This is a genomic window from Frankia sp. CeTa3Moorea (genome assembly GCF_978021225.1).
In genome coordinates this window covers 44285-52477 of sequence record NZ_CDXDOR010000019.1, presented here as the reverse complement: position 1 = coordinate 52477, position 8193 = coordinate 44285, and the positions used below count along the sequence as shown (strand labels likewise).

Annotated in this window: 6 protein-coding genes and 1 tRNA gene; 1 reads left to right on the top strand and 6 read right to left on the bottom strand. The window is 68.7% G+C overall.

What is annotated here, in order from left to right; translation table 11 throughout:
• The 5 genes from AC08OV_RS06100 to AC08OV_RS06080 form a co-directional block, all read right to left on the bottom strand.
• Nucleotides 1-374, bottom strand: a 374-nt coding sequence (locus AC08OV_RS06100) for a tyrosine-type recombinase/integrase (RefSeq protein ID WP_476619433.1), incomplete at its 3' end; no start/stop codon positions are given.
• Nucleotides 323-931: a tyrosine-type recombinase/integrase gene (locus AC08OV_RS06095; RefSeq protein ID WP_476619432.1), complete on the bottom strand. Its 609-nt coding sequence runs from the start codon at nucleotides 929-931 to the stop codon at nucleotides 323-325. The genes AC08OV_RS06100 and AC08OV_RS06095, both read right to left, overlap by 52 nt.
• Before the next feature lie 124 nt (nucleotides 932-1055).
• A tRNA-Gly gene (locus AC08OV_RS06090) sits at nucleotides 1056-1129 on the bottom strand.
• A 69-nt stretch (nucleotides 1130-1198) separates the two neighbouring features.
• The gene (locus AC08OV_RS06085) at nucleotides 1199-3700 is read right to left on the bottom strand and encodes a glycoside hydrolase family 65 protein (RefSeq protein WP_476619431.1); all 2502 of its coding nucleotides are present in this window, start codon (nucleotides 3698-3700) and stop codon (nucleotides 1199-1201) included.
• Nucleotides 3697-4458 carry a beta-phosphoglucomutase family hydrolase gene (locus AC08OV_RS06080; protein ID WP_476614291.1) on the bottom strand — a complete coding sequence of 254 codons (762 nt, stop codon included), beginning with the start codon at nucleotides 4456-4458 and terminating at the stop codon, nucleotides 3697-3699. Before AC08OV_RS06080 ends, AC08OV_RS06085 begins: the two co-directional genes overlap by 4 nt.
• A gap of 206 nt (nucleotides 4459-4664) precedes the next feature.
• Between AC08OV_RS06080 and dcd the strand changes: the two genes are divergently transcribed.
• Nucleotides 4665-5264, top strand: a complete 600-nt coding sequence (gene dcd, locus AC08OV_RS06075; RefSeq protein ID WP_462188612.1) for a dCTP deaminase — start codon at nucleotides 4665-4667, stop codon at nucleotides 5262-5264.
• An 86-nt stretch (nucleotides 5265-5350) separates the two neighbouring features.
• On the opposite strand, the gene AC08OV_RS06070 is transcribed toward dcd, so the two are convergent.
• Nucleotides 5351-7570, bottom strand: a complete 2220-nt coding sequence (locus AC08OV_RS06070; RefSeq protein ID WP_476614290.1) for a (Fe-S)-binding protein — start codon at nucleotides 7568-7570, stop codon at nucleotides 5351-5353.
• Nucleotides 7571-8193 lie beyond the last annotated feature (623 nt).

Sequence of the window (8193 nt, the reverse complement as noted above, 5' to 3'; positions counted from 1 at the left end):
CCCCCGGGGGCGAGTCCGGCGCGGGCGACGGCGGGCTTCCACACGCGGCCGTAGAAGTGCGAGTGGTGTACCGGGGTCCGGCGCTGGGTGAGGAACACCAGCTCGTCTCCGCTCCGGTCGCTCCATACGGGAATGAGGACGTCGACCAGCTTCGCGGGCAGGGTGACAGTGCGCCGTGACGTCCGGGTCTTGGGCGGTCCAAGCTTGAACGATCCGTCGTACTGCCGTTGCAGGGACTGCCGGACCCTGATCGTTCCCGGCGTGCTCAGGAGGTCGACGTGCCGGGCGGTCAGGCCGGTGGCCTCGCCCCATCGCAGACCGGTCAGGGCCAGCGTGGTGACCAGGGGGCGGTGGTGCGCGGGCAGGGCGGCCAACAGGCGGTCCAGCTCGGCGGAGTCAGGAAGTGCATCTCCTCCCCACCGGCCTCCGGTAGCCGGGTCTTGGCGCACGGGTTCCCGGGACGCATCGCCTGCGGCTCGTGGTCCACGGCGGCCTGGAACATCATGGACAACAGTCCGTGCTGATTGCGAATCGTCTTCGGGGCGAGCTTCCGGTCCTGTAGCCCCTTCACCCACTGCCCGACGTCCGTGCTCGACACCGCGGTCAGCTCCATGGCACCGAACGCGGGAAGGACGTGGTTGCGGAGGTCGCGTTCGTAGTCCTTCGCGGTGCGCTCGCGGATTCCGGACACGCCCGACAGCCAGAACTCGGCCCACTGCTCGACGGTGCACGGGAGACCGGCGATCGGACGGGGCGGGCGCCCATCCTCGACCACCGGTGTCGGGCGGTGGTTCCCGGCGGCCTCGACAAGCTTCTTGTAGACCTCGGCCTCGGCGCGGGTCGCGAACTTCTCGTACTCCGGGGTGCTGCCTCGGCCACCTTCACGCCACATGACACGGACGTGGTTCGCGCGCTCCTCGATCCAAGCCACGCGGAACTCCTCTCGGCAAGACCCGAGAGACAGCCTAGATTAGTGGTGCTACCCGATGACCATGATCGGTGCTACCCAACCGGTGCTACCCGGTGCGAAACACCAGGTAGAACGGCACGTCCGGTGGAGCGGGCGACGGGAATCGAACCCGCGTTGCAAGCTTGGGAAGCTCGTGTTCTGCCTCTGAACTACGCCCGCGTAGCGCATTCGCATCGTACTGGACGGACCGGGTCGGGTGGGGCCCCGGGCCGTCCGGCGCGTCCGGAGTCAGCCGTCGATGCTGTTGACGGAACCGCTTGGGCCGGTAGGACCGATACGATCGCTGGCCGGGGCGATGCCGAAGCTGGTGGCTGAGCCGGCACCGACGCCCCCACCCGCACTGGCGCCCCCACCCGCACCGGAGCGGCCGCCGGTCCCGGGGAGGCGCAGGAAGCGCAGCGGCTCCCGACCTGGGGGCTGCTTCGGCCGTTCCAGGACAGGCGTCGGCGGGACCTCCATGCTGACCGGCTGGCCGGGAACCACCCGGACGGTCTTGCCGTGGTGCAGCAACGTCATCGCCGGCCCCGCGGGGACGGTGTAGACCGCCGTCGAGTCGGAAACCTCCACCCGCAGGTGCCGCCCGCGGACACAGAGCCCGAAGGCCAGCCTGGTCAGTCCCTCGGGCAACCGCGGCGCGAACGAGATCACCTCACCGCCGTCACGCAGCCCACCGAAGCCCTCGACGAGGGCGATCCAGCTTCCCGCGAGGGAGGCCATGTGCAGCCCATCTCCGGTATTGTGCTCGATGTCATGCAGATCCATCAGGGCAGCTTCACGCAGGTAGTCATGGGCGAGCGACAGGTGCCCACACTCAGCGGCCAGCACCGCCTGGGAGCATGCCGACAGTGACGAGTCCCGAACCGTCAGAGCTTCGTAGTAGGCGAAGTTGCGGATCTTCTCGTCCATCGTGAAGGCATCACCCCGGCGCTGCATCGCCAGGACCAGGTCCGCCTGCTTGACGACCTGCTTGCGGTAGAGGTCGAAGTACGGGAAGTGCAGCAGCAGAGGGTACTGCTCGGGCGCGGTGTTCGCGAAGTCCCAGACCTGGTGTTCGGTGAATCCCTCGGACTGCGGGTGGACGCCGAGATGGGGGTCGTAGGGGATGGACATGTTCTCGGCCGCGTCCCGCCAGGACGCCGTGACCTCGGCATCCACGCCCAACTCGGCGGCCCGGTCGGGATGGCGGCGGGCGGCGTCCGCCGCAGCCACGAGGTTCCGCTGCGCCATCAGGTTCGTGTAGACGTTGTTGTCGGCGATGGCCGAGTACTCGTCCGGGCCCGTGACACCGTCGATCCGGAAGCGGCCGTCGAGGTCGTGATGTCCCAGTGACCGCCACAGCCGGGCGGTCTCGATCAGGATCTCCAGCCCCACCGTGCGCTCGAACTGCTCGTCCCCGGTGATGGTGACGTAGCGGGCGACCGCGTCGGCGATGTCGGCGTTGACGTGAAAGGCGGCCGTCCCGGCCGGCCAGTACCCGGAGCACTCCTCGCCGTGGATGGTGCGCCAGGGGAAGACGGCGCCCTTCAGATTGAGCAGATCGGCTCGTTCCCTGGCCAGTGGCAGAGTCGCGTACCGCCAGCGCAGCGCGTCGGCCGCCGCGTCAGGCGCGGTGTACGTCAGGACGGGGAGCACGTACGACTCGGAGTCCCAGAAGGCGTGCCCGTCGTATCCGGGGCCGGTCAGGCCCTTGGCCGGGATCGCCCGCCGCTCGGCCCGCGCTCCGGCCTGCAGGACGTGGAACAGCGCGAAGCGAACGGCCTGCTGCACCTCCGGGTCGCCGTCGACCTCGACGTTGGCCCGCTTCCAGAAGGCATCCAGGTACTGCCGCTGCTCGCCGACGAGACCGGGCCACCCGGTCTGCCGCGCTGCGACCAGCGCCGCGGCGGCCTGGTCCCTCAGGGCTGGGAGGGACCGTTGCTCCGACCAACCGTAGGCGATGAACTTGACCATCCGTAGCTTCTCGCCCGGGGCGAGCACCGCCGTGGCCGTCACCCGGCCGGCGTCCGGCTCGCTCTCCGAGGAGACACCCAGCGAGTCCGGCCCGGCGAACTCGTGGTCCATGGCCGCGGCGACACGGATCTCGCTGCGGTGGGTGATGTGGACGAGCTCGACCATCGTGCCGCTCGCCCGATGGCGCTCGGACCGCAGCGGCGACTCCAGCGCAGCCGCGGCCCGCGGGTCACCGTGCCAGGCCGGCAGCTGCTCGTTGGCCACCAGCTCCGACTGGATGACGATCCGCGCCGGGTCGCCCACCGGCTCGATCTCGTAGTACACGGCCGCGATGGAACGCTGCGAGAACGACACCAGCCGCTCGGAGTGCACCCGGATGGTCTGCCCCGCCGGCGAGACCCATTCCACGTCCCGCCGGAGCACGCCCTCCCGGAAGTCGATCGCCCGCTGATGCGACCGCAGATCGCCATAGCGGATGTCGAACGGCTCGTCGTCGACGAGTAGACGGATCACCTTGCCGTTGGTGACGTTGATGACCGTCTGGCCGGACTCGGGATATCCATAGCCGGCCTCGGCATAGGGCAGGGGCCGCAGCTCGTGGACCGAGTTCAGGTAGGTGCCCGGCAGGCCGTGCGGATCGCCCTCGTCGAGGTTTCCCCGAAGCCCGATATGGCCGTTGGACAGGGCGAACAATGACTCGGACCGGCCCAGATCGGAGATGTCGAGACCGGACTCCTGGATGGACCACGGCTCGATCAGATAAGACGCTTTGTCGATCATGCGGGGCCGGGCCCGGAGCCGTGGCCGAGCAGGTCCGCCAGGTCGTTTACCACGATGTCGGCCCCGTGGGCGCGCAACGCTGCGGCGTGCCCCACCCGGTCGACCCCCACGATCCAGCCGAACCCGCCGGCCCGCCCCGCCTCGACGCCGGCCAGGGCGTCCTCAAACACCGCCGCCCGCCGCGGCGGCACCCCGAGCAGCCGGGCGCCGGCGAGGAAGGTGTCGGGCGCTGGCTTTCCGGCGAGATGGTCACGGGCGGCGACGATGCCGTCCACCGCTCCGTCGACGAGGGCGTCAAGCCCGGTCGCCTTCAACACCTCGGCGCAGTTGGCGCTGGAGGAGACGACCGCGCGGGGGATCCCCCGCGCGGCCAGTTCCCGCAGGTACGTCACCGAGCCGGGGTAGATGTCCACACTGTCCCTCCTAAGCCGTCCCAGCAGGAGGAAATTCTTCCGGTTGGACAGCCCATGCACGGTGAGCGCGGACGGCGGGTCGTCCGGTTTTCCGTCGGGAAGCCTGATGTGACGGGCGTCGAGAAAGGCTCGCACTCCGTCGATCCTGGGCCGGCCGTCAACGCACTCGGCATAGTCATGCTCGAGGTCGAAGGGGACGAACGGCCCTCCCGACCGCTTGGCCCAGTTCTCCAGGAAATCGTCGAACATCTCTTTCCACGCGGCCGCGTGGATCGTCGCAGTGTTCGTCAGCACGCCATCCAGGTCGAACAGACATGCCTCGATGTGATCGGGTAGCCCGAGCATCCGTCCCGCCTGTCCCTTCCGCCCCAGCCTTCCCCGGGAGCACCCACCCGTCCGGCCGGGTATTCATCGACCGGCCACGTGCCTCCTACCCGGGTCACGCTCCGTCTCACTCTTCCACGCGGCCCCGTCCTCCTCCGGGTGGACGGTAAAGATCAACCTCCGGGTGGAGGGTGAAGATCAACCGCTCATGCTCTAACGTCCGGGACGTGCTGTTGTCCGACCGGGACATCCGGACCGAGATCGCCACGGGCCGGATCCGTCTCGACCCCCACGACCCTGGCCTCATCCAGCCGTCCAGCATCGACCTACGGCTGGACTGCTGGTTCCGGGTCTTCGCCAATCACCGGTACAGCCACATCGATCCCTCTCTCGAGCAGGAGGATCTCACCGAGCTCATCGCCCCGGAGGGCGACGAGCCGTTCGTCCTGCATCCGGGCGAGTTCGTCCTCGGCTCGACGCTGGAGATCGTCACCCTGCCCGACGATCTCGCCGGCCGGCTGGAAGGGAAGTCGAGTCTCGGCCGGCTCGGGCTGCTCACGCACTCGACGGCGGGCTTCATCGACCCCGGCTTCTCCGGGCACGTCACGCTGGAACTGTCGAACGTGGCGACGCTGCCGATCAAACTCTGGCCCGGCATGAAGATCGGCCAGCTCTGCCTGTTCCGGCTGTCCTCGCCGGCCGAGCACTCGTACGGCTCGACCATCTACGGCTCGCGCTACCAGGGCCAGCGCGGCCCGACTCCGTCGAGGGCCTACCGGGACTTCACCCGCGCACCGGTCCCGAACGGGGAGATCCCCCCAGGCTGACTTCCTTCTTCCTTGCCTTTCAGCTTCCTTGCCTTTCCAGAGGGTTTCATGTTCGATTTATCCTTCTGGAAAGGCAAGGGCACAATCTAGCCGACAGGCTCGGCGGACGCCTCGGTCGGAGCCGCTGGCGCCGCCGGCGCCAGCGAACGGGCCAGGAGCTGGGAGACGTCGAGCACCTCGACGCCGTCCTTCGCCTCTCCGCTCAGCTTCTTCTCGGTGACGGCGTCGGTGAGCATCACGATGCAGAACGGGCAGGCGGTGGACACGACGTCCGGGTCGAGGCCGAGGGCCTCCTCCATCCGGTCCACGTTGACCCGCTTACCGATCTTCTCCTCCATCCACATCCGCGCGCCGCCGGCACCGCAGCAGAAGCCGCGGTCCTTGCAGCGGTGCATCTCCTGGCCCCGGATGCCCGGGATTGCCGCCAGGATCTCCCGCGGCGGGGTGTAGACCTTGTTGTGCCGCCCGAGGAAGCAGGGGTCGTGGTAGGTGACCGACGACTCCACCCGGGTCACCGGCACCAGCTTGCGCTCCTCGACCAGTTTGCCGAGCAGCTGAGTGTGGTGGACGACCTCGTACTGACCGCCGAGGGCCGAGTACTCCCGGGCGAGGCTGTTGAAGCAGTGCGGGCAGGTGGCAACGATCTTCTTGACGCCCGTGGCGTTCAGCAGCTCGATGTTCGCCTTGGCCATCTCCTGGTACAGGTACTCGTTGCCGAGCCGGCGCGCCGGGTCTCCGGTGCAGGACTCGTTCGTACCGAGGATCGCGAACTCGACCCCGGCGGTGTGCAGGAGCTCCGCGAAGGCCCGCGCGACCTTTTTGGCGCGGTCCTCGATCGCCCCGGCGCAGCCGACCCAGTACAGGTACTCGACGTCGTCGGGGATCTGCTCACCGTCGCCGAGGACACGCACCTCGAAGGGCAGGCCCTCGGTCCACTCGGTGCGGGTCCGCGGCGAGACGCCCCACGGGTTGCCGTTGTTCTCGAGGTTGCGCAGCATGACGCCGGCCTCGGACGGGAACGCCGACTCGATCATCACCTGGTAGCGACGCATGTCGACGATGTGGTCGACATGCTCGATGTCCACCGGACACTGTTCAACGCACGCGCCGCAGTTGGTGCACGACCACAGGACGTCGGGATCAATGACCCCGCCCTCCTCCTCGGTGCCGACCAGCGGCCGGTCGACCTGCGGCTGACCGGGCTGCGGCACCCGGCCGAAGCCGGACTCGGGCACATGGTGCACGGTGTGGGAGTCGGAGGCGTCCTCGGCGATCCCGGTGACCGCCTTCGGCGCCTCCTCGCCCTCCGCCGCGCCCCCGGTGGACAGCAGGTAGGGCGCCTTGGCGAAGAGGTGGTCACGCAGATCCATGATCAACAACTTCGGTGACAGCGGCTTGCCAGTGTTCCACGCCGGGCACTGGCTCTGGCACCGCCCGCACTCGGTGCAGGTGGCGAAGTCGAGCATGGCCTTCCAGGAGAAGTCCTCGACCTTGCCGACGCCGACGACCGGCTCGTCCTCCTCCATCAGCTTCTCGATGTCGGGGGTGGTGGCCAGCGGGCCGAGGGCCACCGGCTGGCGCTTGAGCACGACGTTGATCGGAGCCAGGCCGATGTGCAGGTGCTTCGAGTAGACCACCAGCACTGAGAAGCCCATGATCACCGCAATGTTGAGCAGTAGGAAGGCCGTCTCGATGCCCTCGTTCACCTCGTGGGAGAGGCCGGAGAAGATGCGGCTCACGGCGTAGGACGCGAAGGCCCACTTCGTCTGGCCCTGCGGGAGGTTGCCGGTGTTGTACTGGGCACCACGGCAGATCAACAGTGTCACGATGACGGCGGTGATCAGACCGAGGATGACCCAGGCCGGCCCGGTGTGCGAGCCGTAGAATCGCGACTTGCGCTCCAGCCGCGCCGGGGCGTCCTTCAACCGGATGATCGTAAAGGCGGCCAGGCCGGCGAGGACCGCCACGGCGAAGAAGTCCTCGAGGAAGCCGATGGCCGCCCAGTGCCCGAATCCCGGGATGTGGAAGTCGTCGTCGAACAGGCCGCCGTAGGCCTCGATGACGGTCAGCAGCAGGATCGTGAAGCCCCAGAAGGTGAAGAAGTGGGCCGCCCCGGGCACCGACCACTTCAGCAGCTTGCGCTGCCCCCCGACCTCGCTGATCTCCGTCCAGACGCGGGTCGGCAGGTCGTCGAGCCGGCCCTCGGCCGGCTGGCCGGACCTGATCAGCCGGAACAGCCAGAAAACCCGGCGCCCGGCAACCGCGAGAGCAATCAGCGTGATCGCTCCACCGATCGCAATTCTCACACTATCCTCCATCTGGCACCCACTATCGCGGGCGAGCCTGCTCGTACCGACCAGCAACGTATGGGACGAGTGGCTCACGCCACCCGGACAAGTGGCCCGCGCCACCGTAGGGGCGGGTCCGGTCCCACCTCCCGGCCAACCTGCCTGGCTGGGTCCCCACCCCCGGGCGTAGGGGCACTATGAGGCCGACAGCGAACCCGCTCACCGTCGACCCTGCCACGATGTGGTCCGAGCGGCCCGAGCTAGGGGGCCCAAAGGCCCGATCGTCCGCGCGAGGTGCACGAGACTGCTACGTTCAGCGGCAGACGCCCAACCAACACGCAACGCCTCGCACCGTCACGACTACCACGGCGCCCCGGATCCCGCCATCCCGGAACGTCGCTCCCCCCGCCGGGAGCCTCCCGGGCCGACGAGGTCAACCCTTGTGCCGGCAGGTGCTTCGACGCACCATAAGGACAGCTTTCGCCCACGGTGACCGGGCGATCGTGTGTCCCGCGGTGCTCGCCACCTTCACGTTGTGCATGGGCCCGGTGCCAGCGCTGCCGCGACGACGCCCGGCGTGCCCCGGCGGACGGGCCCTACCGACGTTGACGACCCCGCGAACGACAACCCCGCGAACGACA